Genomic DNA, 25076 nt, shown 5'->3' on the forward strand with positions numbered 1-25076 from the left:
ACGACACCTGCTAAGCGCGCAATGAATAAAACCCGTCAACAAGAGTTAACCCGCTGGTTAAAAGAAAAAAGCATTATCTCCCGTCGCTGGTTGATGATTTCTCGCCTGCTGGGCGTCGTGAGCGGTCTGTTGATCGTCGCTCAGGCGTGGTTCCTGGCGCGAATACTTCACCGAATGATTATGGAAAATATCCCGGCGACGGCGCTGCTGCTGCCGTTTACCTTGCTGGCGCTGGTGCTGATCCTGCGCGCCTGGGTGGTGTGGCTACGCGAACGCGTCGGCTTCCATGCCGGCCAGCATATCCGTTATGAAATTCGCCGCCAGGTGCTGGACCGCCTTCAGCAGGCGGGCCCGGCCTGGATTCAGGGAAAACCCGCCGGCAGTTGGGCGACGCTCATCCTTGAGCAAATCGATGATATGCATGATTACTACGCGCGCTATCTGCCGCAGATGACGCTGGCCGCCTGCGTGCCGCTGCTAATTGTTATCACTATCTTCCCCAGCAACTGGGCTGCCGCGCTAATTTTGCTCGGCACCGCCCCGCTGATCCCGCTCTTTATGGCGCTGGTAGGAATGGGCGCCGCCGATGCTAACCGGCGTAACTTCCTCGCCCTCGGTCGCCTTAGCGGCCACTTCCTCGACCGCCTGCGCGGCATGGAAACGTTGCGCCTGTTCAACCGCGGCGAAGCGGAAATCAATAATATCCGCGACGCATCGCAGGATTTTCGCCAGCGGACGATGGAAGTCCTGCGTCTGGCCTTTCTTTCCTCCGGCGTGCTGGAGTTCTTTACCTCGCTTTCCATCGCGCTGGTGGCAGTCTATTTCGGTTTTTCCTACCTCGGCGAGCTCGACTTCGGACACTACGGCGTCGGCGTCACGCTGATGTCCGGTTTTTTAACCCTGATTCTGGCGCCGGAGTTTTTCCAGCCGCTGCGTGATTTAGGTACATTTTACCATGCCAAGGCGCAGGCCATTGGCGCCGCGGATAGCCTGAAGACCTTTATGGAAACTCCGCTGGCGCAGGCTCAAAGGGGCGAGAAAACGCTGAGCGATCATGAACTGATTCGCCTTGAAGCCCGCGATCTGATAGTCAAATCACCGGATGGCAAAACGCTGGCAGGCCCGCTTACTTTCACCCTGAACGCCGGAGAACGTGTGGTACTGGTTGGCCAGAGCGGCTCCGGTAAAAGCTCGCTGCTGAATACGCTGACCGGCTTTCTTCCCTATGAAGGTTCGCTACAGGTCAACGGCGTCGAGTTGCGCGATCTCGATGCTGAACGCTGGCGTCGGCTAATTAGCTGGGTCGGACAGAACCCGCAGCTGCCCGCCGCCACTCTGCGGGAAAACGTGCTGCTGGCGTGGCCAGAAGCCACGGAAGCGCAGCTACAGCTGGCCCTGGATAAGGCCTGGGTTAGCGAGTTTATCTCCCAACTACCGCAAGGTATTAATACCCCGGTTGGCGATCAGGCTGGTGGCCTTTCGGTCGGCCAGGCCCAGCGAGTTGCCGTTGCACGCGCGCTGCTGGTACCGTGCCGCCTGTTGCTACTGGATGAACCAGCAGCCAGCCTTGATGCCCACAGCGAACAGCGTGTCATGCAGGCGCTATCTAACGCGTCGACCGAGCAGACCACGCTGATGGTCACTCACCAACTGGCAGGACTGGCCGACTGGGATGCTATCTGGGTAATGCAGAATGGTCAGATTGTCGAGCAAGGCGACTATGCGCAGCTTTCTGCCGCCGGCGGCGCGTTTGCCTCACTGTTAGCCCATCGCCAGGAGGAAATTTAAATGCGCGCACTGTTACCCTATCTGGCGCTATACAAACGCCACAAATGGCTGCTGACTCTCGGCGTGGTACTGGCTATCGTCACTCTTTTGGCAAGTATCGGGCTGTTGACGCTTTCCGGCTGGTTCCTGTCTGCCTCCGCCGTGGTCGGAGTCGCCGGCATTTACAGTTTTAACTATATGCTGCCCGCCGCGGGCGTTCGCGGCGCGGCGATTATTCGTACCGCCGGCCGCTACTTTGAGCGTCTGGTAAGCCACGACGCCACTTTCCGGGTATTGCAGCATCTGCGCGTCGCCACGTTTAGCAAACTACTGCCGCTCTCCCCCGCCGGGCTGGCGCGTTTTCGCCAGGGCGAGTTACTCAACCGCATCGTGGCTGATGTCGACACGCTGGATCACCTCTATCTGCGCGTGATTTCGCCGCTGGTTGGCGCGCTGGTGGTCATCCTGGTGGTAACCATCGGCTTAAGCGTACTTGACGTCACCCTGGCGCTAACGCTTGGCGGCATTATGCTGGCGACGCTACTCCTGCTGCCGCCGCTGTTTTACCGTGCCGGTAAACCGACCGGGGAGCAGATCACCCAGCTCCGCGGGCAGTATCGCCAGCAACTCACCTCCTGGCTACAGGGGCAAGCCGAGTTAATGCTGTTTAATGCCAGCGATCGCTACCGTAAACAGATGGAAAAAACGGAACAGCGCTGGCAAGAGGCGCAGCGCCGCCAGGCTGAGCTCACCGCCCTATCGCAGGCGCTGATGCTGCTGATTGGCGGCATCGCGGTGATCGCCATGCTGTGGATGGCATCCGACGGCGTTGGCGGTAATAACCAGCCGGGGGCGCTCATCGCCCTCTTCGTTTTCTGCGCCTTAGCGGCATTTGAAGCGCTGGCGCCGGTCACCGGCGCCTTCCAGCATCTCGGCCAGGTCATCGCGTCAGCGCGTCGCATTACGCAGATCACCGAGCAGCAGCCCGAAGTGACGTTCAGCCAGCAGGCGCCGCAAAGCATCTCCCGGGTAGCGCTTACCCTGAACGAGGTAACCTTCCGCTATCCGCAGCAGTCGATACCGGCGCTGAACGATATTTCGCTACAGGTCGCGGCGGGCGAGCATATCGCCATTCTTGGCCGTACCGGCTGCGGTAAATCGACTCTGCTACAGTTATTGACCCGCGCCTGGGATCCGGCCAGCGGCCAGATTCAGCTAAATGGTCAGCCTCTTAGCGATCTGTCGGAAACGACTCTGCGCCAGGCGATGAGCGTCGTACCGCAGCGAGTACATCTGTTCAGCGCGACGCTGCGCGATAATCTGCTGCTTGCCGCGCCGCAGGCCAGCGACGGCGAGCTCAGCGATACGCTCAAGCGCGTCGGTCTCGACAAACTGCTGGAAGATGGCGGCCTGAATAGCTGGCTCGGCGAGGGCGGTCGTCAGCTTTCCGGCGGCGAGTTACGTCGACTGGCTATCGCCCGCGCGCTATTGCACAATGCGCCGCTAATGCTGCTTGATGAACCTACCGAAGGCCTCGATGCGACAACGGAAAGCCAGATCCTTGATTTACTTAGCGAAGTGATGCGCGATAAAACCGTATTGATGGTCACCCACCGCCTGCGTGGACTGGCGCGGTTTAATCAGATAATAGTCATGGACAACGGACAAATTATTGAGCAAGGTAGTCACGCAGAGCTGCTGGCGAAACAGGGCCGCTATTACCAGTTTAAGCAACGTCTGTAAGCTATTATTGTCAACAATTGCTGGTGCGTATTGAGGTCAAAAATGCGTCTGGTTCAGCTCTCTCGTGACTCTATCGCCTTCCCTTCCCCGGAAGGCGCCCTGCGTGAACCAAATGGCCTGCTGGCGCTGGGCGGCGATCTGAGTCCCGCTCGCCTGCTCATGGCCTATCAGCGCGGTATTTTTCCATGGTTTTCTCCCGGCGACCCTATTTTATGGTGGTCGCCCGACCCACGTGCCGTGCTGTGGCCGGAGCAATTCCACTTTAGCCGCAGCATGAAGCGCTTTCATCAACGCTCTCCCTATCGGGTGACGCTTAACCACGCCTTCGGCCAGGTTATCGAGGGCTGCGCCAGCCATCGTGATGAAGGCACCTGGATCACTCCCAGCATCGTTCAGGCCTATCACCAGTTACATGAACTCGGTCATGCTCATTCAATAGAAGTGTGGGATGAGGAGACGCTGGTCGGCGGCATGTACGGCGTGGCGCAGGGGGCGCTGTTTTGCGGCGAATCGATGTTCAGCCGGGCGGAAAATGCCTCTAAAACCGCGCTGATGATCTTCTGTCAGGCTTTTGCCCAGGATGGCGGTAGATTAATTGACTGTCAGGTACTTAACGCGCACACCGCCTCTTTAGGGGCGATTGAAATTCCGCGCCGCGATTATCTCGATTACCTTTCCGTATTACGCACCTACCGCTTACCGGAGCGATTTTGGGTACCACGGGTGCTATTTACCGGTAATGGATAAATGTTTTCAGCACATTTCTTAGCGTGGTGGTATAATTGCGCGGTAGAGTAGCTTCTGCCTGTTGCCCCGCCGCCGTTTGGGAATAATAAGAGTCAGATAACGCCCATCGTTCTGTCACTGCCCTTTACGTTTGCGCCTGTCATGTGGTTTCACCGCGTGTATTCCGGGCAATGCGCCAAAACTACTTCGGCGATTTATACCCGTCATGTTTTAAGCTACAGGCGCTGGCTGCGCGTAATTATTTATCGCCAGCCTGCGACGCGAACTGTTTTGGGTATACGTAAAACTTTACATACTTGATGAACTTCGGCATTATCTTGCCGGTTCAAAACTACGGTAGTGATACCCCAGAGGACTAGATGGCCAAAGAAGACAATATTGAAATGCAGGGCACCGTACTTGAAACGTTGCCTAACACTATGTTCCGCGTAGAACTGGAAAACGGTCACGTGGTAACTGCGCATATTTCCGGTAAAATGCGTAAAAACTACATCCGCATTCTGACGGGCGACAAAGTGACTGTTGAGCTGACCCCGTACGACCTGAGCAAAGGCCGCATTGTCTTCCGTAGTCGCTAATTGTTTCCGCCGCTAAGGCGTCAGATGCTGAAGGCCGGGCAATGCCCGGTCTTTTCATTTCTGCCTACCGCGCCGATTTACTCAGCCATCTCTTTAGCTATCGGTAGGGTATTGTTTAGCGCTTCTTTCGGCACATGGGCACTCAGTTTATCGACACCGATAAAGTCTGAGGCAAAGCCGGAATACACCATTAAGCCATAATCGGTAGTAATAGTTTTCTCCGTCATATAGTTTTGTGACTGGCTCATGGTGTTAATTTTCTTTCCCTTCTCCATTTTTACCAGCATTCCTGCCCCTTTGAGCAACAGGGCGCACGCGGGAATTTGCTCCTCTTTGCGTTTTTCCGCAGGCACATCGACGCTGCGAGAGTGCACATATTTATCCGAACCGGCGGGAAAATAAGCGTGATAGGTTGACTGCCCCGAGATTTTGACCAGGTAAAACGGGCTATCAGCACCGCTAAAGCGGTAGCTACCCGTCATATCCGGACATTGCGCCAGAGCATTAAAAGAAAGCAGCACCAGCGAGGCGCAGCACGACATTTTTGCACATTTCATCATTTCGTCCTTGTGGTTACATCCATCCGTTTTAACGCTAATAAAAAAAGACCGGGCTGTCACCAGCCCGGTCTTTATCACTGAACAATTCAGAATTTATTTAATGCGCCGCTTCCGGTTTGTGCTTTTGCGCGCTGTGGAAGCCGTAAGTCAGCACGTTATTAGCTTTATCCAGCTCAACGGTGACCTGACCGCCGTCCACCAGCGAACCAAACAGCAGCTCATTCGCCAATGGTTTCTTCAGGTTGTCCTGAATCACCCGCGCCATTGGACGCGCACCCATTGCCCGGTCATAGCCTTTCTCAGCCAGCCAGTCACGCGCTTCCTGACTCACTTCCAGCGACACGCCTTTCTGATCCAGCTGTACCTGCAGCTCGACGATAAACTTATCGACCACCTGATGGATCACGGTCGTAGAGAGGTGATCGAACCAGATGATGTTGTCGAGACGGTTACGGAACTCCGGCGTAAAGATCTTTTTGATCTCTTCCATCGCATCGGTACTGTTATCCTGCTGGATAAGACCAATCGATTTACGCTCGGTTTCACGCACCCCGGCGTTGGTGGTCATCACCAGCACCACGTTGCGGAAGTCCGCTTTACGGCCGTTGTTATCGGTCAGCGTACCGTTATCCATCACCTGCAGCAGGATATTGAAGACATCCGGATGCGCTTTTTCGATCTCATCAAGCAGCAGCACCGCGTGCGGATGTTTGATCACCGCATCGGTCAACAGCCCGCCCTGATCGAAACCGACGTATCCCGGAGGCGCGCCAATCAAGCGGCTAACGGTATGACGTTCCATATACTCAGACATATCAAACCGCAACAGCTCAATGCCCAGCGCTTTCGCCAGCTGCACGGTGACTTCGGTTTTCCCTACCCCGGTCGGCCCGGCGAACAAGAAAGAACCAACCGGTTTATGCTCATGGCCAAGCCCGGCACGCGCCATCTTGATCGCTTCAGTCAGCGCTTCAATCGCCTTATCCTGACCAAAGACCAGCATTTTCAGGCGATCGCCAAGGTTCTTCAGCGTATCGCGATCGCTGCGGGAGACGCTCTTCTCCGGAATACGCGCGATGCGCGCAACCACGGACTCGATATCCGCCACATTGACCGTTTTCTTGCGTTTGCTGACCGGCATCAGCCGCGCCCGTGCGCCCGCTTCGTCAATCACGTCAATCGCCTTATCCGGCAAATGACGATCGTTGATGTATTTCACCGCCAGCTCGACCGCCGCACGTACCGCTTTGGCGGTATAACGCACATCGTGGTGCGCTTCGTACTTCGGTTTCAAGCCGTTGATGATCTGCACCGTCTCTTCGACAGAAGGTTCGGTCACGTCGATTTTCTGGAAACGACGCGCCAGCGCGCGATCTTTTTCAAAGATGTTGCTGAACTCCTGGTAAGTCGTGGAGCCAATCACCCTGATCTTGCCGCCGGACAGCAACGGTTTGATAAGGTTAGCCGCATCAACCTGACCGCCCGAGGCTGCGCCTGCGCCGATGATGGTATGGATCTCATCGATAAACAGGATGCTATTGGTATCCTGCTCAAGCTGTTTCAGCAGCGCTTTAAAGCGTTTTTCAAAATCGCCGCGATATTTGGTCCCAGCCAGCAGCGAACCGATATCCAACGAGTAAATGGTGCAATCCGCCATCACTTCCGGTACGTCGCCCTGGACGATACGCCAGGCGAGCCCTTCCGCAATCGCGGTCTTGCCGACGCCGGATTCACCCACCAGTAGCGGGTTGTTCTTACGGCGGCGGCACAATACCTGTATGGCACGCTCCAGCTCTTTATCGCGGCCAATCAGCGGATCGATGCCGCCCACGCGCGCAAGCTGGTTAAGATTGGTGGTGAAGTTTTCCATACGATCCTCCCCGCCTGCTTGCTCTTCGTTACCCGGCTGGCTCGCGTTGTTTTCCGAAGGCTGGCTGGGCTCGTCTTTGCGCGTGCCGTGAGAGATGAAATTCACCACATCAAGGCGGCTGACTTCATGTTTACGCAGCAGATAGGCGGCCTGCGACTCCTGCTCGCTGAAAATCGCGACCAGTACGTTGGCGCCGGTCACTTCGCTGCGACCGGAGGATTGGACGTGAAAAACCGCACGCTGCAGCACGCGCTGGAAGCTTAGCGTCGGCTGGGTGTCTCGCTCTTCTTCCGTTGCCGGAAGGACGGGAGTGGTCTGTTCGATGAAGGCTTCAAGTTCCTGACGCAAAGCGACCAGGTCCACGGAACAGGCTTCCAGCGCTTCGCGTGCCGAGGGGTTGCTGAGTAAAGCCAGCAACAAGTGCTCGACGGTCATAAATTCATGACGGTGCTCGCGCGCTCTGGCGAAAGCCATGTTTAAACTGAGTTCCAGTTCTTGATTGAGCATAGGCACCTCCCCCAATTTTCATGCCTGTAATCAGGCTTTCTCTAGCGTACACAGCAATGGATGCTCGTTCTCCTTCGCGTACTGGTTCACCATAGCGACTTTGGTTTCCGCAACTTCGGCGGTGAAAACGCCGCAAATCGCCTTACCTTCATAGTGAACCGTGAGCATCAGTTGCGTTGCACGTTCTACATCATAAGAAAAGAATTTTTGTAACACGTCAATAACAAACTCCATTGGAGTGTAGTCATCATTGACTAATATCACTTTATACATAGATGGTGGTTTAAGCGCATCACGAACTTCATCTTCTACCAGTTGATCGAAGTCCAGCCAATCTCTCTTACTCATCGTCAATGTTCGTCATCGGTTGCTGTTGCCAACAGGCCGCGGCCTGTCGATGATCTGAGGTTATGTACGTTACAAATCTACAATAGATCATAGATAACTATCATCTATTGCTTCCATCCGCGACGCCTGTCACATTCCCCAGCAATAGCGTTAACTGCTTCAAATTTTGACGCATTTTTCACCGTTCACCCTCGTCAATTGCTTGACGCATTTCCGTATTTCTCTAAATTGTACTGGCGAGAGTTGGCGAGCAATTGTACAACTCGTGACTCCCCTACCGGTTCATTCCATCTTACTTATAAAGATTTACGAAGGATGTCGAAGTATGGAAATGGGTACTGTTAAGTGGTTCAACAATGCCAAAGGGTTCGGTTTTATTTGCCCTGAGGGCGGCGGCGAAGACATTTTCGCCCATTACTCCACCATCCAGATGGATGGTTACAGAACGCTAAAAGCCGGGCAATCCGTTCGGTTTGATGTTCACCAGGGGCCGAAAGGCAATCACGCCAGCGTGATTGTTCCTGTGGAAGCAGAAACGGCTGCATAACTCTTTTGCTTCATTGTGTACATCCTGCTAATAAAATGCCAGTCCTTCTGACTGGCATTTTTATCTCATTACTCCCGCGCCAACGCATCCACCGGGTCTAATCGCGCCGCATTACGCGCCGGCAACCAGCCAAACAGCACCCCGGTTAACGTCGAACACAAAAATGCGGTCAACAGCGCCAGCGGCGAAAAACCGATTTCCCAACCGGGTAAGAACAGTTGCAGAATGAACGCGATCATCAACGACAAACTCACTCCGATGGCGCCGCCCACCAGGCAAACCAGTACCGCTTCAATAAGAAACTGCTGCAGTACATCCCGGGCCCGGGCGCCAACCGCCATGCGGATACCGATTTCACGGGTGCGTTCCGTGACTGACACCAGCATGATATTCATTACCCCAATCCCGCCGACGACCAGCGCGATCACCGCCACCAGGGTCAGGAACAGCTGTAAAGTATGTGTGGTCCTTTCCGCCGTTTTCAAGATGCTGTCCATATTCCAGGTGAAAACATCTTTTTTGCCATGGCGGAGTTCCAGCAACCGCACCAGCTGCTGCTCAGCAGCGGCGCTATCGTAGCCCTCCTGCACGCGGACGGTTATCGAGTTAAGCCACGATTGCCCCATCACCCGTCCGGCCATAGTGGAATAAGGCAGCCAGACGCGGAGAATTTTGCTGCTGCCGAACATCGATTGTTTCTCATCGGCCACGCCGACAATCGTCGCCGGCATATTACCGACCAAAATCACCTCGCCGACCACTTTTGCTTTATGGGGGAATAACTGGCGACGGGCGTTGCTATCCAGCACCACCACCTGCGCCCGGCTATTCAGCTGCAGCTCATTGAACGTATTTCCCTCGCTGAACGTCATGCCGTAAACGTTGAAATATTGCGCGCCAACGCCTTCGGCGCTGGCAGCCACGTCGATGTTATTGGCGCGCAGGCGCAGGCTTTTCGATACTGCCGGCGTTGCGGAGCTCACCCACGGCTGTTTTTGAATCGCCAGCAGATCGTCATATTTTAACGCCTGCTGATAACGCGGATCGTCGTCGCCGAAATCTTTGCCGGGATAAACATCGATGGTATTGGTGCCAATGGCGCGAATATCGGCTAAGACCAACTGTTTCGCGGCATCGCCGACGACTACGATAGAGACTACCGAAGCGATACCAATGATGATGCCAAGCATGGTGAGCAGCGTACGCATTTTATTCGCCGCCATCGCCCGCCAGGCCATCACCAGCGCCTCGCGAAAACCACCGCTGAACTGACGCCAGATGGAAGGCTCCGCACGGTTTTCGGCGCGAAGCACGCCGCCTTTCTCCAGCGATAACGGCGGTGGGTTACGCACAATTTCACCGTCACGCAGTTCGATGATTCTTTCCGCCTGCGCCGCGACCTGCGGGTCGTGGGTGACGATAATCACCGTATGCCCTTGCGCCTTAAGCTGATGCAGGATGGCCATGACCTCTTCGCCTGAGCGGCTATCCAGCGCCCCGGTCGGTTCATCGGCGAGGATCACCTCGCCGCCGTTCATCAGGGCGCGGGCGATACTCACGCGCTGCTGCTGGCCACCGGAAAGCTGCGAAGGGAAGTATTCCGCCCGCTCGCCCAGCCCCAAACGAGAGAGCAAATCGCGCGCGCGTTCAAGGCGAACCCGTCGTTCTTTACCGGCATAGATGGCAGGAACCTCGACGTTTTGCGCCGCCGTCAGATGCGACAACAGATGGTAACGCTGGAAAATAAAACCGAAGTGCTCACGGCGTAGCCTGGCCAGTTCATCGCCGCTCAGATGCGCCACGTCGACCCCGGCAACCTGATAGGTGCCGCTGGTGGGCTTATCAAGGCAGCCAAGGATGTTCATCAGCGTTGATTTACCGGAACCGGAAGCCCCAACGATTGCCACCATTTCCCCTGCGGCAATACTGAGGGTGATGCCCTTTAGCACTTCAACTTCGCCGTCGCCCGAGGGGTAACTGCGGCGAATATCACGCAGTTCGAGCAGCGCCGTCATTTTGCCGCTCCGGGCGTGCTTTCGCTGATAATGACCTCATCGCCCTCTTCCAGCCCTTTCGCCACCGCCACATCGGTATCGTTACGCGCGCCGATAACAATTTCACGCTCTTTCACTTCCCCGTTGCGCAGCAGACGCACGTTGTAGCGGTTATCGCCGATGGCATCGCCCAGCGCGCTGAGCGGAATAGTAATCACATTTTTCACTTCCGCCAGTTGGATATGCACCTGCGCGGTCATCTCAAGACGCAGGATCCCCTGCGGGTTAGGGACTTCAAAACGCGCATAATAAAATATGGCATCATTGACCTTTTCCGGCGTCGGCAGAATATCCTTCAGCGTACCTTCGTAGCGGGTCAGGGGGTCGCCGAGTACCGTAAACCACGCCTTTTGCCCCGGCTTAAGATGGATTACGTCCGCTTCCGAAACCTGGGCCTTCACCAGCATGGTACTGAGATCAGCCAGGGTCAGAATATTCGGCGCCTGCTGGGCGGCAATCACCGTTTGCCCCTGCAGGGTGGTAATTTGTGTCACTTCGCCGGACATCGGCGCCAGGATGCGCGTATAGTCGAGGTTGGTTTTCGCGGTGTCGAGGGTCGCCTGGTTGCGCTTGATCTGCGCCTCGATGGTGCCGATTTGCGCCTCTTTCACCGCCACATCGGTGGCGGCGGTATCCAGATCCTGGCGTGATACCAGCTGGCGCTGCGCCAACTGTTGCTGGCGCGCTAAGGTTACCTGCGCAAGCTTACGTTCGGCCTGCGCCTGTTTAAGCTGCGCCCGCAGCTCCATGAGCGTCGCTTCGACTTCTTTAATCTGGTTTTCAGCCTGCTCCGGGTCGATAACCCCCAGTAACTGGTCCTTCTGTACTTTATCGCCAATATTGACGCGCAGCGTCTTCAACTGGCCGCTGACCTGCGCGCCGACGTCGACTTTACGCAGCGCATCTAACTTGCCCGTCGCCAGTACGCTCTGCTGCAGATCGCTTTTACGCGCCACCAGCGTTTGATACTGCGGCAACGGCGCGTTCAGAATCCGCCACCCCCAGATAGCCGCAATAACCACCACCAGCGCCAACAGCCACCAGACTTTCCTGCGTTTTCCATTCAATGTCATAAAAAATTCCTGATCTATTCCCCGCAGCCCGGAGGATGATTCTAACGGAAGCGGCGGCGAACAGAAGCCAGAATTTTAGCAATGCTTAATGTTTATTGATGTTGGGCTGCGGCTTTGTCTTGCGGCGTAACATGGCACGGTTTTCGCCGCTGGGCTAATCAGCGCGCCCGCGCGCCAGCCACAGCACGCGGGAAAACATCTTTTTCAGCAACGTCGGGACGGCGTCAATTCCCCGCCGCCCAGCCTCCATCGCGACCTCTATCGCCAGATCGGGTTTCGATGAACGATGTATAGCTTTAGTGATCACCCGGCGCATGTTCATCGGCATATTATCCGGGATCTGCGCCACCCGATGATAAACATCGTCGAACCCCTGACGATACATAAAGTGTTCCATATCCATCGCCGGAAGCATGGTTAAGTGCACGCGTTCCAGTTCGTTATCGTTGTTGAGTAGCCCGCGCACCGTAGCGGCATACTTCTTACCGGCCTCATCGCCGTCAACCAGCACATGCCATTCAATCCCCATCCGGCGGGCGAATTTAATCAGCGGCTTAAGTCCGGACTGGGCAAACTCGATAACCTTCACCCCTTCAGCGTCGAAATGATGCCCGCACTGGCGCGCCAGTTCGTTGATAACCCAGGTTTCCGTTTCGCCTTCCACCAGCAACCAGCAGCGGGCGAACAGCGATGACGCGCGGTTGAAGCGAATGTGAAACGCAATGCGGCGACTATCTTCCGCATTCATCCCGCCGGGACCGAGCCGCCACGCCGAGACGCGGGACGATTCACGTACCAGCCGACACACCTGTTCAACCGGCGTTAACGACAAAAGTTCGCCGGAATTGGTTGTGGTGACTCGCTGCAACGGCAACAGATTCAGTAAATGCCAGGCGACCGAAAGCATGATCGGATGCAGACGCGTTTCCGGGTCCTCAATCAGCAGCAGCGGCCGCGCATCGCGATCGAGGCGGACGGTCCCCTTCGCCTGCAATAAAGTGGAGAACAACCCAAGCAGGATCACCCGGTGACTACGACCACCGGGTTTATCAATCATTCGGTTAATAATATCGAGATAGCGCCAACTGCGTTGTTCATCATGAGAACGTCGGCGCATCAGGCGATTGCGGCTTTGCGCGCTGCTCTGCTCGGCGAAATAATGTTCTAGCAGTTGCACCATCGCCGACAGCCCTTCGCGGATTTGCCCATCGGTGAGATTTTGCGGGTGATTGACCAGCTCGCGGGAAAGAAAATCCAGCTGCCGGGCGGTAATTTCAATTTGCGGCGAATGCGGCACGGTACCGTTGTGAATTCGGCGCATAAAGCGGGCGTCGCGCAGGCGCAGCACCGGCATCAGGCGTACCAGGTGGCGCGCCAGATCGTCAATATCATGCAGCTCCAGCGCCTCTCCCTGGCAGTTAATAAAACTACGCAGGGTCATGACGCTGCCGTCATCCGCCAGCTCGCCCTCAAGGCGATAGAAAATACGCTGGTAGCCGTCATCGCACGGCACCCAGCAATCGCTAAGCGGACGAAAACGGCGCACGCGATGGCGCCCGGGTTCATTCTCGCGGAAAGTTAAAATGATATGTAGATGATGCTCCCGCCCCTGAATATCGCCGGGGGGAAACCAGAAGTCATCGCGCACGAAATGGTACAGGTCAAACTCAGGCGATAAAAGCAGCGTCAGAGCGTCCAGCAGGCTGGATTTACCCCATGCGTTTTCGCCGATTAGCACATTGTTTTGCTCGAGCATCAACGATAAACGGTTGATACCGCGAAATCCGACGATCTCTACACGCTCAAGATGCATATCCCCTCCGCCTGGCCCACATTCTCCTTCAGTAATCAGCAGTATAGCGAGGCGCAGACGACATGGCACCCCCTGCTTCCCACGCCGACAATGGAATCCAGAAGCAAATGAGTTTGTAAGGTATCGGCTCTTGATTTCATATAATTAATAAATTAATTCATCTTCGGTAGTAGTTTATTTTTCAGCGTTGTGTTCTACACTTGCATAAATCATGCATGGTGAAAGGAAAATCATCTCATTGCTCTAAATCAAATTACATCAATTTATTTAACTAGTCCGAGGGTGGCGTTCGTCCCTAAAATAGCGACGCTTTATTTTTATCGTCATCCTTTGCGTCGATAAATAAAGACCGGCACGTCATAACGTGTTCGTTTACATTATTATTTGAGGTGGTTATGTTCAGAAAATTAGCAGCAGAGTGCTTCGGCACATTCTGGCTCGTATTCGGCGGCTGCGGCAGCGCAGTGCTGGCAGCAGCGTTCCCGGAATTGGGAATTGGTTTTGCCGGCGTCGCCCTGGCCTTCGGTTTAACCGTATTAACCATGGCTTTTGCCGTGGGTCATATTTCCGGCGGTCACTTTAACCCGGCGGTAACTTTAGGTCTGTGGGCCGGCGGTCGTTTCCCGGCTAAAGACGTCATCGGTTATATTATCGCCCAGGTGGTCGGCGGTATTATTGCCGCCGCGGTGCTGTACGTTGTCGCCAGCGGTAAAGCCGGTTTTGACGCTGCCGCGAGCGGCTTCGCTTCAAACGGTTTCGGCGAACACTCCCCGGGCGGCTACTCGATGCTGTCCGCTATCGTTATCGAAATCGTGCTGACCTGCGGATTCCTGCTGGTTATCCACGGTGCGACCGATAAAAACGCCCCGGCGGGCTTTGCGCCGATCGCCATCGGCCTGGCGCTGACCCTCATTCACCTGATTAGCATTCCGGTCACCAACACGTCCGTAAACCCGGCGCGTAGCACCGCGGTCGCTATCTTCCAGGGCGGCTGGGCGCTGCAGCAGCTGTGGCTGTTCTGGGTGATGCCAATCATCGGTGGTATCCTCGGCGGCGTGCTGTACCGCACCCTGCTCGAAAAACGCGACTAATCCTCGCAAGAAGCCCGGCGATGCCGGGCTTTTTCTTTTTGCCGACAGCTTTACTCGGCCTGGCGAATTGGGTAGTGTCATTGGCGCTATTCTTAATTTGCAAGGACCTTGCCGTTCATGTTTTCGGGACTATTAATCATTCTGCTGCCGTTGATTGTCGGCTATCTGATTCCTCTGCGTCACCCTTCCGCACTGAAACTGATTACCCGGCTGCTTAGCTGGATTGTTTACGTCATCCTCTTTTTCATGGGGATTAGCCTTGCCTTCCTCGATAATCTCAGCAGCAATCTGTTATCAATACTGCATTACTCCGCGGTCAGCATTGTAGTTATTATTCTGTGCAATATTGCAGCACTGCTATGGCTGGATAAAAAAATGCCGTGGCGGGTTAAGCATCGTCCGGAAAAATTACCCTCGCGCCTGGCGATGGCTCTCGAGTCGCTGCAGCTGCTTGGCGTCGTGCTAATTGGTTTTCTGTTGGGGTTAAGCGGCCTCTCTTTTTTACAACATGCGACCGAAGCCAGCGAATATACTTTAATTTTCTTATTATTCCTTATCGGTATTCAGCTACGTAATAATGGAATGACATTACGGCAAATAGTCCTTAATCGTCGTGGCATGATTGTCGCGGTAGTGGTCGCAGCCAGTTCATTATTTGGCGGAGTGATTAATGCCCTTATTCTTGGTCTGCCCATTAAAACCGGTCTGGCGATGGCGTCCGGATTCGGCTGGTACTCCCTTTCGGGGATCCTGATGACCGAATCCTACGGCCCGGTCATAGGCAGCGCCACATTCTTTAACGATCTGGCCCGTGAGCTGCTGGCTATTATGCTGATCCCGGGCATGGTAATGCGTAGCCGCTCCACCGCGCTTGGGCTGTGCGGCGCAACCTCGATGGACTTTACTCTGCCGGTGCTACAGCGCTCCGGCGGCGTGGAAATCGTGCCTGCAGCCATCGTACACGGTTTTATCCTCAGCCTGCTGGTGCCGGTGCTGATGGCGTTCTTCTCAGCCTGATCCCCCTGTGGCGGTAGATCCCTACCGCCAAAATTGCGCTAAATCAATCTCCCTTTAAGTTGTATCAGAAATACCTTTTCTCCGTACAGACACAGGCATAACCTTAAACATGTATCTAAAATATAACTTTAAAGGGTGTGATCATGTTTTGTGTGCAATGTGAACAAACTATCCGTACGCCGGCAGGAAATGGCTGTTCTTACGCGCAGGGTATGTGCGGTAAAACCGCTGAAACCTCCGATTTGCAGGATCTGCTGATTGCTTCGCTGCAGGGGCTCTCCGCATGGGCCGTTAAGGCACGTGAATATGGCATCATCGATCATGAGGTGGATAATTTCGCCCCGCGCGCGTTCTTCTCTACTCTGACCAACGTGAACTTCGACTCGCCGCGTATCGTCGGCTACGCCCGTCAGGCGATCGCGATGCGCGAGGCGTTGAAAGCGCAATGCCTGAATATTGACGCCAACGCCGCCGTCGACAGCCCGGTCGCCGATCTGCAGCTGGTTAGCGATGATCTGGGCGATCTGCAACGTCAGGCGGCGGACTATACGCCAAATAAAGACAAAGCCGCGATCGGTGAAAATATCCTCGGCCTGCGCCTGCTGTGCCTGTACGGCCTGAAAGGCGCTGCGGCCTATATGGAACACGCGCACGTGCTCGGCCAGTACGACAACGACATTTACGCCCAGTACCATAAAATCATGGCGTGGCTGGGGACCTGGCCTGCCGATATGAACGCTCTGCTGGAATGTTCGATGGAAATCGGCCAGATGAACTTCAAAGTGATGAGCATCCTCGACGCCGGTGAAACCACGAAATATGGCCACCCGACGCCGACTCAGGTCAACGTTAAAGCCACCGAAGGTAAGTGCATCCTGATCTCCGGCCACGATCTGAAAGATCTTTATAACCTGCTGGAGCAGACCGAAGGTACCGGCGTTAACGTCTATACCCATGGCGAAATGTTGCCGGCGCACGGTTATCCGGAACTGCGTAAGTTCAAACACCTGATCGGCAACTACGGCAGCGGCTGGCAGAACCAGCAGGTTGAATTCGCCCGCTTCCCGGGCCCCATCGTGATGACCTCCAACTGCATCATCGACCCGACCGTAGGCGCTTACGACGATCGCATCTGGACCCGCAGCATCGTCGGCTGGCCGGGCGTCAACCATCTGGAAGGCGAAGATTTCTCCCCGGTTATCACCCAGGCGCAGCAAATGGCCGGCTTCCCGTATAGCGAAATCCCGCATCTGATCACCGTCGGCTTCGGCCGCCAGACGCTGCTCGGCGCGGCGGATACGCTGATTGATCTGGTCAGCCGTGAAAAACTGCGCCACATCTTCCTCGTCGGCGGCTGCGACGGCGCGCGCGGCGAACGTAACTACTTCACTGATTTCGCCACCAGCGTACCGGACGACTGCCTGATTTTAACCCTCGCATGCGGTAAATACCGCTTCAACAAGCTGGATTTCGGCGATATCGAAGGCCTGCCGCGTCTGGTCGACGCCGGTCAGTGTAACGATGCCTACTCGGCGATTATTCTCGCGGTAACGCTGGCGGAAAAACTGGGCTGTGGCGTAAACGATCTGCCGCTGTCGTTGGTACTCTCCTGGTTCGAACAAAAAGCCATCGTCATCCTGCTGACGCTGCTGTCGCTCGGGGTGAAAAACATCGTCACCGGCCCGACCGCGCCAGGCTTCTTCACCCCGGACCTGCTGGCTGTCCTCAACGAGAAGTTCGGTCTGCGTTCCGTCACTACCGTAGAACAAGATATGCAGCAGTTGCTGAGCGCATAAGGAGTCACCGCATGACAATGCCAACTCAACAGTGCCCGTGGCGAATGCAGGTTCATCATATTCAGCAGGAAACGCCGGACGTATGGACGATTTCGTTGCTGTGCCACGACTACTATCCCTATCGCGCCGGGCAGTACGCGCTGGTTAGCGTGCGCCATTCGGCGGATACGCTGCGCGCCTACACGCTCTCCTCAACGCCCGGGGTCAGTGAATACATTACGCTGACCGTTCGTCGTATTGATGATGGCGCAGGCTCACAGTGGTTAACCCGCGACGTAAAACGCGGCGACTATATCTGGCTGTCGGATGCGATGGGCGAATTTACCTGTGAAGATAAAACAAGCGATCGTTTTCTGATGCTGGCCGCCGGCTGCGGCGTGACGCCGATTATGTCGATGCGCCGCTGGTTGGCGAAGTACCGCCCGCAGGCGGATGTGCAGGTTATCTTTAACGTGCGTTCGCCGAAGGATGTGATTTTTGCCGAAGAGTGGCGTCAATACCCGGTCACGCTGGTGGCGGAAAACGACGCGACGCCGGGCTTTATCGCCGGGCGCCTCACCCGCGAGCTGTTGCAAAGCGTGCCGGATTTAGCCAGCCGTACCGTGATGGCCTGCGGCCCGGCGCCTTATATGGAGATGGTGGAACAGGAAGTGACGGCGCTTGGCGTGACGCGTTTCTTTAAAGAGAAGTTCTTTACCCCGGTGGCGGAAGCCGCTTCCAACGGATTGAAATTCACTAAGCTGCAGCCGGCGAAAACGTTCTACGCACCGGTCGGCACCACGTTGCTGGAAGCGCTGGAAAGCAATAAGGTACCGGTGACCGTCGCCTGCCGCGCTGGCGTCTGCGGCTGCTGCAAAACCAAAGTGGTTGCCGGCGAATACAGCGTTACCAGCACCATGACGCTGACCGATGCGGAAATCGCCGATGGCTACGTGCTGGCCTGTTCCTGCCACCCGCAGAGCGATCTGGTTCTCGCCTGAGGTTGAAATCCCCGGGGGCGCTACCGCTTACCGGGGTTACAGGGCCGTAGATACTGTTATCGGTTTGCAACGGTTTTGGTCGGGGAAAACATGTGCTTTGTGTTAATTCTGAGCACATTGCGCTCCGATATTTCTTCTGCGTTATGCCCCTCATGGCGCAGGGAGCGTACAGGGGGCGGCCAGTCGCCGCCGCCCCCTGTACCCCCGGGCTCTGGCCGCCAAAATCGCCACTTCGTGGTACCTTCGACTTATCCCTACAGGCTTCGGGTCGGGCCGAGGCAGCGTCCTTGCAAAACACGGCCCTCAGCCCGCATCCATGCGGGCTGCCCCGGCCTTCCGGGAACGTCTCAGCGATTTTGAGGCCGCCAACACCGACAGTTTCAGCCAGCATGGTGAATAAATTAAAGGCAGGCCGCACTGTTATCGGTTTGCAACTTTTTTAAGGGTTTTCCCGGACGCGGCGCGTTGCGCCTTCTCCGGGCTACCAAATCGCATCGTGCTGTAGCCCCGGTAAGCGCTAGCGCCACCGGGGGATTTTGAGATCACCAGCACCAATAGTGTCAGCCAGCGTGGTGAATAAATTAAAGGCAGGCCGCACGGACCGTAGGCCGGATGGCGGCATTAATGCCGCCATCCGGCACTTTTTTACCGCCAGGCCGACTGACCGGCCAACGAATAACGCCCAGCCCCTAATAGCGCAATCGCCAACGCGCCGATAAAGAAATAGACCAGGCTTTCAATCGCCCATGCGCCGACGGCATCCAGCGCGAAAGTTTTACCCGTCCCAACCATCAACCAGGCGACCGCCATGGTGAACGCCAACATCAGCGCCGCCGGGCGCGTCAAGACGCCAAGAATAAGTAAACAAGGCGCGACGACTTCCCCCACCAGCACGCCGTAGGCAATGAACCCCGGTAGCCCTTTCGCGACCAGCATCCCGCTGATGCCATCCACGCCGTCGATTAGCTTATGCAGACCGTGAAACAACATTAAGCCGCCAACGGCAAGTCGTAACAAGAGTTTACCGGCATCTTCATGCGATAGCGTTTTATTTACTGTGTTTAACAATCCCTTAACCATTTGATGTGCTTCCTGTTTTACACCCTATGTGTTCCCAGAGTATGCGCAATATTCCGCCAATAAAACCAGCGAAAAATAAGGGGCAATCGGCAACGCGACCTGTAGTTTCATCTAAGCTTGATAGCGTTATCACAAAAAGGAGATGGAAAACCATGAAACAGACCGTGGCGTCATATATTGCAAAAACCCTTGAACAAGCTGGCGTTAAACGTATTTGGGGCGTAACCGGGGATTCCCTCAACGGCTTGAGCGACAGTTTAAACCGCATGGGGACCATCGAATGGATGCCGACCCGGCATGAAGAGGTTGCCGCCTTTGCCGCCGGTGCCGAAGCCCAACTCACCGGCGAGCTGGCGGTCTGCGCCGGTTCCTGCGGGCCGGGCAACCTTCATCTGATTAACGGTTTGTTCGATTGCCATCGCAACCACGTACCGGTGCTGGCCATCGCCGCCCATATTCCCTCGAGCGAAATCGGCAGCGGTTATTTCCAGGAAACCCATCCACAAGAGCTGTTCCGCGAATGCAGCCACTACTGCGAGCTGGTCTCCACTGCGGAGCAAATTCCGCAGGTGTTGGCTATCGCCATGCGTAAGGCGGTCATTAACCGCGGCGTTTCGGTAGTTGTGTTGCCCGGCGACGTAGCGCTGAAACCGGCTCCGGAAAGCGCCAGCAGCCACTGGTATCATGCGCCGCAGCCCACGGTCACCCCGGCGGACGAAGAGCTGCACAAGCTGGCGCAGCTTATCCGTTACTCGAGTAATATTGCCCTGATGTGCGGCAGCGGCTGCGCCGGCGCGCACCAGGAGCTGGTGGAGTTTGCGGCGAAAATTAAGGCCCCTATCGTCCATGCTCTGCGCGGCAAAGAGCACGTCGAATACGATAATCCTTACGATGTTGGCATGACCGGGCTTATCGGCTTCTCTTCCGGTTTCCATACCATGATGAACGCCGACACGCTGATCCTGCTCGGCACCCAGTTCCCCTATCGCGCGTTCTATCCCACCGACGCCAAAATTATCCAGATCGATATCAACCCCGGTAGCATCGGCGCGCACAGTAAGGTGGATATGGCGCTGGTGGGCGATATCAAATCGACCCTGAAAGCGCTGCTGCCGCTGCTGGAAGAGAAAACCGATCGCCGCTTCCTCGATAAAGCGCTGGAGGACTATCGCGAAGCGCGTAAAGGGCTTGACGATCTCGCCAAACCCAGCGAGAAAGCGCTCCATCCCCAGTATCTGGCGCAGCAGATTAGCCGCTTTGCCGACGACGACGCGATCTTTACCTGCGACGTCGGTACCCCTACCGTCTGGGCGGCGCGCTATCTGAAAATGAACGGCAAACGCCGCCTGCTGGGTTCGTTTAACCACGGCTCGATGGCCAACGCCATGCCGCAGGCTATTGGCGCCAAAGCGACCGCGCCGCATCGCCAGGTCATCGCGATGTGCGGTGATGGCGGCTTCAGCATGCTGATGGGTGACTTTTTATCGCTGGCGCAGATGAAGCTGCCGGTAAAAATCGTCATTTTTAATAACAGCATTCTCGGCTTCGTGGCGATGGAGATGAAAGCCGGCGGCTATCTGACCGATGGAACCGAACTGCACGACACCAACTTCGCCCGCATTGCCGAAGCCTGCGGGATCAAAGGGATACGCGTCGAGAAAGCCTCTGAGGTTGATGAGGCGCTGCAGACCGCCTTTAGCACCGACGGTCCGGTATTAGTCGATGTAGTTGTCGCTAAGGAAGAGCTGGCGATCCCGCCGCAAATTAAGCTGGAGCAGGCTAAAGGCTTTAGCCTGTATATGCTGCGCGCGATCATCAGCGGACGCGGAGACGAAGTCATTGAACTAGCGAAAACCAACTGGCTCAGGTAAAACAATGCTATCACCCTGAATCAGAACAAGGATATGCCGTGATAGATCTTCGCAGTGATACCGTAACCCGCCCCGGGCGCGCCATGCTGGAGGCCATGATGGCCGCCCCGGTCGGGGACGATGTGTATGGCGACGACCCGACCGTCAATGAACTCCTGCGCTATGCCGCTGAGCTCGCAGGTAAAGAGGCGGCGCTGTTTCTGCCTACCGGCACCCAGGCCAACCTCGTTGGCCTGCTTAGCCACTGTCAGCGCGGCGAAGAGTACATCGTCGGCCAGGGCGCGCATAACTATCTGTATGAAGCCGGCGGCGCTGCGGTGCTGGGCAGCATTCAGCCGCAGCCGATCGATGCCGCGGCGGACGGTTCGCTACCGCTGGATAAAGTGGCGGCCAAAATAAAGCCCGACGATATCCATTTCGCCCCCACCCGCCTGTTAAGCCTGGAGAACACGCACAACGGTAAGGTGCTGCCACGCGGCTATCTGCAAGAGGCCTGGGCGTTCACCCGCCAGCGCAATCTGGCGCTACACGTCGATGGCGCGCGTATCTTCAACGCCGTTGTAGAGTACGGCTGCGAGCTGCGCGATATCGCGCAGTACTGCGATTCGTTCACCATTTGCCTGTCAAAAGGGCTCGGTACGCCGGTCGGTTCTCTGCTGCTGGGCAACGAAGCGTACATCCGCCGCGCCATTCGCTGGCGTAAAATGGTCGGCGGCGGGATGCGTCAGGCAGGCATTCTGGCCGCCGCCGGTCTGTATGCTCTGCAGAATAACGTTTCCCGTCTGCAGGAGGATCACGACAACGCCGCGTGGATGGCGGAACAGCTTCGCGCCGTCGGCGCTGACGTGATGCGCCACGACACCAACATGCTGTTCGTGCGCGTCGGTGAGGAGCAGGCTCGGGCGCTCGGCGAATTCATGCAGGCCCGCGGCGTGTTGATCAACGCCTCGCCTGTCGTGCGTCTGGTCATGCATCTCGATGTTAACCGCCAGCAGTTGACGGAAGTGGTCGGTCACTGGCAAGCCTTTTTACAACGCTAAGGAGTCAGGCGTGTCGCAATCTATTCTGGTGCTTGGCGCCAGCGGCTATATTGGCCAGCATCTGGTGCGCGAATTAAGCGCGCGAGGTTATCCGGTGTTGGCGGCGGCACGCCATATCGACAGGCTGCAGAAGCTCGATCTTCCCGGCGTCACCTGCCACACTATCGACCTCAATCAGCCGCAGGATCTCCCTGCTCTGCTTCGCGGGGTCGATACCCTTTACTACCTGGTGCATGGCATGGGCGAAGGCGGTGATTTCATCGCTCATGAACGCCGGGTCGCCGTTAACGTGCGCGATGCTTTGCGTCAGACGCCGGTGCGCCAGGTGATATTTCTCAGCTCGCTGCAGGCTCCGGCGCAGGAGCAGTCCGACCATCTGCGCGCCCGCCAGGTGACGGCCGATGTTCTACGCGAGTCAGGGATCCCCGTCACCGAGTTACGGGCGGGTATCATCGTCGGCGCCGGATCCGCCGCTTTTGAAGTGATGCGCGACATGGTTTACAACCTGCCGGTGCTGACGCCGCCGCGCTGGGTTCGATCGCGCACCACGCCCATCGCGCTGGAAAACCTGCTCTACTATCTGGTGGAGTTACTCAACCATCCGGCCCGTGAACACCGCGTTTTCGAGGCCGCCGGCCCGGATGTTCTCAGCTATCAGCAGCAGTTCACCCATTTTATGGCGGTCAGCGGTAAGCATCGCCTGTTGATCCCTATCCCCTTTCCGACCCGCTGGATTTCGGTGTGGTTCCTGAACGTTATCACCTCGGTGCCCCCCACCATCGCTAAAGCACTAATTCAGGGGCTCAAGCACGATCTGATCGCCGACGATCGTTCGCTACGCGCGCTGATCCCGCAAACCTTGATTCCCTTCGATCAGGCGGTGCGTCGTACCCTGAAAGAGGAAGAACAGCTGGTGAACTCCAGCGATTGGGGCTACGACGCTCAGGCTTTCGCCCGCTGGCGGCCGGAGTATGGCTATTACCCCAAGCAGGCAGGCTGCACCGTTAGCACCCGGGCGAGCCGTAAGGCGTTGTGGCGAGTGGTGAACCAAATCGGCGGTAAAGAGGGTTATTTCTTCGGCAACATTCTGTGGAAAATCCGCGGCGCCATGGATCTGCTGGTCGGCCACCGCCTGGCCAAGGGGCGACCGCGGCATGACTATCTGCAAACCGGCGATACGGTCGACAGTTGGAAAGTGATTATTGTGGAAGAAGAACAACAGTTAACCCTATTGTTTGGCATGAAAGCTCCCGGTCTTGGTCGTTTAAGCTTTACCATTCGCGATAAAGGCGACCATCGCGAGCTCGACGTTCGCGCCTGGTGGCATCCACACGGCATGCCTGGCCTGTTCTACTGGCTGCTGATGATCCCGGCGCATCTGTTTATTTTTCGCGGCATGGCGCGACGCATCGCCCGCCAGGCCGAGCAAATCACAGGCAAAAACGAAGATTAAGCGTTATTCTTTCATGATTCTCATTGCATACTCGGGAGAATCACGGAAAAATGCGCACGAAATTCTTTTCTGGGACAGTAGATTGATATGAAGGTACTGGTTACCGGTGCGACCAGCGGATTAGGCCGTAATGCGGTGGAATATCTGCGCAACAAGGGCATCAGCGTGCGAGCAACCGGGCGCAACGAAGCGATGGGTAAGCTTCTGAGCAAAATGGGCGCGGAATTTATTCCTGCTGATCTAACCGAACTGGTCTCTTCGCAGGCTAAAGTGATGCTCGCCGGTATCGATACGCTATGGCACTGTTCCAGCTTTACCTCGCCGTGGGGAACCCAGCAAGCCTTCGATTTAGCCAACGTTCGCGCAACGCGCCGCCTTGGCGAATGGTCCGTGGCCTGGGGCGTACGCAATTTCGTCCATATTTCCTCGCCTTCGCTCTATTTCGATTATCACCACCATCGCGATATTCAGGAAGATTTCCGCCCGCACCGCTTCGCCAATGAATTCGCCCGCAGCAAGGCGGCCAGCGAAGAGGTTATCAATCTGTTGGCGCAGGCGAACCCGCATACCCGCTTTACGATATTGCGCCCGCAAAGCCTGTTCGGGCCGCATGATAAGGTCTTTATTCCACGAATGGTGCAGATGATGCGCCACTACGGCAGCGTGCTCCTGCCGCGCGGCGGTAACGCGCTGGTGGATATGACCTACTACGAAAATGCGGTGCATGCGATGTGGCTGGCCAGTCAGCCGCAGTGCGACCACTTACCTTCCGCGCGGGCGTGGAATATCAGCAACGGCGAGCCGCGGACGCTGCGCAGCATTGTGCAGAAGCTTATTGACGAGCTGGGCATCAAGTGCCGAATCCGTTCGGTGCCCTATCCGATGCTGGATATTATCGCCCGTAGCATGGAGCATTTCGGTAATAAATCGGCAAAAGAACCGGCCTTCACCCATTACGGCGTCTCAAAGCTCAATTTCGACTTTACCCTCGATATCTCCCGCGCCCAGCAGGAACTTGGCTATCAGCCGATCGTTACCCTGGATGAGGGCGTTTCGCGCACCGCAGCGTGGTTAAAAGACCACGGTAAACTGCACGATTAAAACCGTCGATTACGGCAGCAAACCATCCTGTTTGCTGCCA

General features: G+C 56.2%; 20 protein-coding genes. 13 read left to right on the top strand and 7 right to left on the bottom strand.

Features of this window, described 5'->3' with window-relative positions:
• Positions 1-21 precede the first annotated feature (21 nt).
• From cydD to infA, 4 genes are all read left to right on the top strand, one after another.
• Positions 22-1788: a heme ABC transporter permease/ATP-binding protein CydD gene (gene cydD, locus ABLV66_RS16930; protein WP_047065541.1), complete on the top strand. Its 1767-nt coding sequence runs from the start codon at positions 22-24 to the stop codon at positions 1786-1788.
• A complete protein-coding gene (cydC, locus tag ABLV66_RS16935; protein WP_348876342.1) occupies positions 1789-3510 on the top strand; it encodes a heme ABC transporter ATP-binding protein/permease CydC in 1722 nt (573 codons plus the stop codon).
• 42 nt (positions 3511-3552) lie between these two features.
• A complete protein-coding gene (gene aat, locus ABLV66_RS16940) occupies positions 3553-4257 on the top strand; it encodes a leucyl/phenylalanyl-tRNA--protein transferase (RefSeq protein ID WP_045396250.1) in 705 nt (234 codons plus the stop codon).
• Between the two features lie 359 nt (positions 4258-4616).
• On the top strand, positions 4617-4835 hold the full coding sequence (gene infA / locus ABLV66_RS16945) for a translation initiation factor IF-1 (RefSeq protein ID WP_001040187.1): 219 nt from the start codon (positions 4617-4619) through the stop codon (positions 4833-4835).
• A gap of 77 nt (positions 4836-4912) precedes the next feature.
• On the opposite strand, the gene ABLV66_RS16950 is transcribed toward infA, so the two are convergent.
• From ABLV66_RS16950 to clpS, 3 genes are read right to left on the bottom strand one after another with little or no spacing between them, the layout of a single operon-like run.
• Complete coding sequence (locus ABLV66_RS16950; RefSeq protein WP_131631709.1) at positions 4913-5473, bottom strand: hypothetical protein; 561 nt, start codon at positions 5471-5473, stop codon at positions 4913-4915.
• 19 nt (positions 5474-5492) lie between these two features.
• Positions 5493-7772 (bottom strand): ATP-dependent Clp protease ATP-binding subunit ClpA, encoded by a 2280-nt coding sequence (clpA, locus tag ABLV66_RS16955; RefSeq protein ID WP_015367493.1) that lies wholly within the window; start codon positions 7770-7772, stop codon positions 5493-5495.
• A gap of 30 nt (positions 7773-7802) precedes the next feature.
• Positions 7803-8120 (bottom strand): ATP-dependent Clp protease adapter ClpS, encoded by a 318-nt coding sequence (clpS, locus tag ABLV66_RS16960; RefSeq protein WP_015367494.1) that lies wholly within the window; start codon positions 8118-8120, stop codon positions 7803-7805.
• A 325-nt stretch (positions 8121-8445) separates the two neighbouring features.
• Here clpS and cspD point away from each other — a divergent pair, with 325 nt between their 5' ends.
• Positions 8446-8667 (top strand): cold shock-like protein CspD, encoded by a 222-nt coding sequence (cspD, locus tag ABLV66_RS16965; protein ID WP_015367495.1) that lies wholly within the window; start codon positions 8446-8448, stop codon positions 8665-8667.
• Between the two features lie 68 nt (positions 8668-8735).
• Here the strand turns inward: cspD and macB are convergent, their stop codons facing one another.
• The 3 genes from macB to ABLV66_RS16980 all read right to left on the bottom strand — a co-directional run bounded on the left by macB (position 8736) and on the right by ABLV66_RS16980 (position 13607).
• Positions 8736-10682, bottom strand: a complete 1947-nt coding sequence (macB, locus tag ABLV66_RS16970; protein ID WP_047049037.1) for a macrolide ABC transporter ATP-binding protein/permease MacB — start codon at positions 10680-10682, stop codon at positions 8736-8738.
• The gene (gene macA / locus ABLV66_RS16975; protein ID WP_045396263.1) at positions 10679-11794 is read right to left on the bottom strand and encodes a macrolide transporter subunit MacA; all 1116 of its coding nucleotides are present in this window, start codon (positions 11792-11794) and stop codon (positions 10679-10681) included. The genes macB and macA overlap by 4 nt, the downstream gene beginning before the upstream one ends.
• Positions 11795-11948: 154 nt before the next feature.
• Positions 11949-13607: an ATP-dependent endonuclease gene (locus ABLV66_RS16980; protein WP_045396265.1), complete on the bottom strand. Its 1659-nt coding sequence runs from the start codon at positions 13605-13607 to the stop codon at positions 11949-11951.
• Between the two features lie 395 nt (positions 13608-14002).
• On the opposite strand from ABLV66_RS16980, the gene aqpZ reads away from it, so the two are divergent.
• The 4 genes from aqpZ (at position 14003) to hcr (ending at position 18491) form a co-directional block, all read left to right on the top strand.
• A complete protein-coding gene (aqpZ, locus tag ABLV66_RS16985) occupies positions 14003-14698 on the top strand; it encodes an aquaporin Z (RefSeq protein ID WP_015367500.1) in 696 nt (231 codons plus the stop codon).
• Between the two features lie 117 nt (positions 14699-14815).
• Positions 14816-15715: a LysO family transporter gene (locus tag ABLV66_RS16990; protein ID WP_047065549.1), complete on the top strand. Its 900-nt coding sequence runs from the start codon at positions 14816-14818 to the stop codon at positions 15713-15715.
• 143 nt (positions 15716-15858) lie between these two features.
• A complete protein-coding gene (gene hcp / locus ABLV66_RS16995) occupies positions 15859-17511 on the top strand; it encodes a hydroxylamine reductase (RefSeq protein ID WP_045396269.1) in 1653 nt (550 codons plus the stop codon).
• Positions 17512-17522: 11 nt separating this feature from the next.
• Positions 17523-18491 (top strand): NADH oxidoreductase, encoded by a 969-nt coding sequence (hcr, locus tag ABLV66_RS17000; RefSeq protein WP_348876344.1) that lies wholly within the window; start codon positions 17523-17525, stop codon positions 18489-18491.
• Between the two features lie 645 nt (positions 18492-19136).
• Here hcr and ABLV66_RS17005 read toward each other — a convergent pair.
• On the bottom strand, positions 19137-19571 hold the full coding sequence (locus ABLV66_RS17005; RefSeq protein WP_289577042.1) for a DoxX family protein: 435 nt from the start codon (positions 19569-19571) through the stop codon (positions 19137-19139).
• 152 nt (positions 19572-19723) lie between these two features.
• Between ABLV66_RS17005 and poxB the strand changes: the two genes are divergently transcribed.
• The 4 genes from poxB to ABLV66_RS17025 all read left to right on the top strand — a co-directional run bounded on the left by poxB (position 19724) and on the right by ABLV66_RS17025 (position 25036).
• Entirely contained in the window at positions 19724-21442 is a 1719-nt protein-coding gene (poxB, locus tag ABLV66_RS17010) for a ubiquinone-dependent pyruvate dehydrogenase (RefSeq protein ID WP_348876909.1), read from the top strand.
• Positions 21443-21480: 38 nt separating this feature from the next.
• On the top strand, positions 21481-22482 hold the full coding sequence (ltaE, locus tag ABLV66_RS17015) for a low-specificity L-threonine aldolase (RefSeq protein WP_348876910.1): 1002 nt from the start codon (positions 21481-21483) through the stop codon (positions 22480-22482).
• 10 nt (positions 22483-22492) lie between these two features.
• Positions 22493-23935 (top strand): SDR family oxidoreductase, encoded by a 1443-nt coding sequence (locus ABLV66_RS17020; RefSeq protein ID WP_348876911.1) that lies wholly within the window; start codon positions 22493-22495, stop codon positions 23933-23935.
• A gap of 87 nt (positions 23936-24022) precedes the next feature.
• Positions 24023-25036, top strand: a complete 1014-nt coding sequence (locus ABLV66_RS17025) for a 3-beta-hydroxysteroid dehydrogenase (RefSeq protein WP_045396289.1) — start codon at positions 24023-24025, stop codon at positions 25034-25036.
• The last annotated feature ends 40 nt before the right edge of the window (positions 25037-25076 follow it).

Origin of the sequence: Klebsiella sp. CN_Kp073 (genome assembly GCF_040065495.2) — a bacterium.
GTDB classification, from domain to species: domain Bacteria; phylum Pseudomonadota; class Gammaproteobacteria; order Enterobacterales; family Enterobacteriaceae; genus Klebsiella; species Klebsiella aerogenes.

Bases quoted from the DNA above. Each gene is read 5' to 3' on its own strand.
- cydD (WP_047065541.1), top strand. From the start codon at position 22: ATGAATAAAACCCGTCAACAAGAGTTAACCCGCTGGTTAAAAGAAAAA.
- cydC (WP_348876342.1), top strand. From the start codon at position 1,789: ATGCGCGCACTGTTACCCTATCTGGCGCTATACAAACGCCACAAATGG.
- aat (WP_045396250.1), top strand. From the start codon at position 3,553: ATGCGTCTGGTTCAGCTCTCTCGTGACTCTATCGCCTTCCCTTCCCCG.
- infA (WP_001040187.1), top strand. From the start codon at position 4,617: ATGGCCAAAGAAGACAATATTGAAATGCAGGGCACCGTACTTGAAACG.
- clpA (WP_015367493.1), bottom strand. From the start codon at position 7,772: ATGCTCAATCAAGAACTGGAACTCAGTTTAAACATGGCTTTCGCCAGA.
- clpS (WP_015367494.1), bottom strand. From the start codon at position 8,120: ATGAGTAAGAGAGATTGGCTGGACTTCGATCAACTGGTAGAAGATGAA.
- cspD (WP_015367495.1), top strand. From the start codon at position 8,446: ATGGAAATGGGTACTGTTAAGTGGTTCAACAATGCCAAAGGGTTCGGT.
- macB (WP_047049037.1), bottom strand. From the start codon at position 10,682: ATGACGGCGCTGCTCGAACTGCGTGATATTCGCCGCAGTTACCCCTCG.
- macA (WP_045396263.1), bottom strand. From the start codon at position 11,794: ATGACATTGAATGGAAAACGCAGGAAAGTCTGGTGGCTGTTGGCGCTG.
- ABLV66_RS16980 (WP_045396265.1), bottom strand. From the start codon at position 13,607: ATGCATCTTGAGCGTGTAGAGATCGTCGGATTTCGCGGTATCAACCGT.
- aqpZ (WP_015367500.1), top strand. From the start codon at position 14,003: ATGTTCAGAAAATTAGCAGCAGAGTGCTTCGGCACATTCTGGCTCGTA.
- ABLV66_RS16990 (WP_047065549.1), top strand. From the start codon at position 14,816: ATGTTTTCGGGACTATTAATCATTCTGCTGCCGTTGATTGTCGGCTAT.
- hcp (WP_045396269.1), top strand. From the start codon at position 15,859: ATGTTTTGTGTGCAATGTGAACAAACTATCCGTACGCCGGCAGGAAAT.
- hcr (WP_348876344.1), top strand. From the start codon at position 17,523: ATGACAATGCCAACTCAACAGTGCCCGTGGCGAATGCAGGTTCATCAT.
- ABLV66_RS17005 (WP_289577042.1), bottom strand. From the start codon at position 19,571: ATGGTTAAGGGATTGTTAAACACAGTAAATAAAACGCTATCGCATGAA.
- poxB (WP_348876909.1), top strand. From the start codon at position 19,724: ATGAAACAGACCGTGGCGTCATATATTGCAAAAACCCTTGAACAAGCT.
- ABLV66_RS17025 (WP_045396289.1), top strand. From the start codon at position 24,023: ATGAAGGTACTGGTTACCGGTGCGACCAGCGGATTAGGCCGTAATGCG.